Annotated in this window: 1 protein-coding gene; it reads left to right on the top strand. The window is 58.6% G+C overall.

Annotated features, from left to right (window positions below):
- Nucleotides 1–1,320: IS91 family transposase (locus ACE4YL_RS02220; RefSeq protein ID WP_461369096.1), on the top strand; the 1,320-nt coding region annotated here is incomplete at its 5' end.
- Nucleotides 1,321–1,557 lie beyond the last annotated feature (237 nt).

Raw genomic sequence — 1,557 nt, 5'->3', positions numbered from 1 at the left:
AGGAGTTACAGGAGACAGCGGATGACACAACGGCCGTTTGAGGAACTCAACCTGTGGCAGCGAATATTTATGGAGCATTGGACAGGTTTCGCGGCCAGTTACGAGCGGGAACATGGTCGGGCGATCCCGGAACACTGGCAGGAAAACGTCGAACGCATGCTCTCGTGCGGCGATATTCGCGAAGGCTACTACGAGTATCAGTGCCGGGACTGCCAAACGACAAAGAAGGTCGGATTCACCTGCAAGAGTCGGCTGTGTCTGCGCTGCTTCAAGATGGCGGTGGACGAGTGGTTGAATCAGGCGAGGAAAGTGCTCTTTGAGGGCGTGATCCACCGGCAAGTGGTGCTGACCGTGCCAAAAATGCTGCGGCCCCTGGTCTTGGCGGAAGAGGCGTTTTTAAAAGTGTACATGGATGCCGGTGCGGTGGCGGTCAAGGAGCTGATTCGGGAATGGCGGCGCGCGAAAAAGATTCGCGTGGGAATCATGGCGGTGCTGCAACTGCACGGACGGGCCGGCAACAGCAATCCGCACCTTCACTTTGTGGTCAGCGAGGGCGGCATTGACAAGGACAACGCCTGGCGGCAGGTGAACTTCTTCGACACGAAGAAACTGCGCAAGAAGTGGCAGTACCATGTTCTCACGGCTCTGAGAAAGGCGGTGCGCGGCACGGCCTATGAAGCCGCTTGGCACGCCAGGCTGGGCTCGATGTTTCCGAAGTATCCGGCGGGGTTTGACTGCGGCTGCATGCCGGAGTCAGGCCCGGTGGAGCGGCTGGTAATCTACCTGTGCAAGTACGTGAGCGCCCCGCCGATCTCGATCCGGCGCATCGAGAACTACGACGGACAGAATGTCACGTACCGGTACGAGGATCATCGCAAGGGCGAAGTGCATGAGACAATCCCGGCGTCCGAGTTCATCGGGCGGATGATACGGCATCTCCCGCCGAAGGGATTCCGGATGGTGCGTTACTACGGCATCTATGCCCGGCCGGTGCGGAAGAAGATTCATGCCCTGGTCGCCGATGCGTTGCAGGTTCTGGTGCGCCGCGCCGGACAGGTGGCGCAGTACTTTGCCCGCCAACGCCCCGGACAGCCGGACAGCCGGAAACTGGAGGAGCGTTTTGCCAAGGGCGAGATACGTTGCCCTGCCTGCGGCTCCGCGAACATGCTGCTGATCCGCATCTGGACTAAGACGAAGGGCGTGGTCTACGAGTGGGGTCAGGGCCTGTCGGCGCGCGCCGTGCCTGCCGCCACGCCGGTGACGTTCCGTGTGGCGGGCCCCTTGCCGACGATATACAGACAACTGGCTCTGCCGATTTGATCGAAAAAAAAAACAAAACAAAGGGTTGAAGTATTTTAGCAAATGTGATTGACTCATCTTGCACACAGGGAAAACGATGTGATTGGTGTCTGCGGGTGCAGGCATACAGGTTAAGGTACAAGAGTTAAGGGCTGTTCCTCGCGCTCATCCCTGTCTGAATGCAACCGAGCGAAGCGAGGTTACCCTTGAAGAGTTAAGGGCTGTTCCTCGCGCTCATCCCTGTCTGAATGCAACCGA

Origin of the sequence: Candidatus Darwinibacter acetoxidans, from assembly GCF_041936445.1 — a bacterium.
GTDB lineage: Bacteria > Bacillota > Limnochordia > Darwinibacteriales > Darwinibacteriaceae > DTU010.
This window is presented reverse-complemented; position numbering and strand designations above follow the sequence as displayed.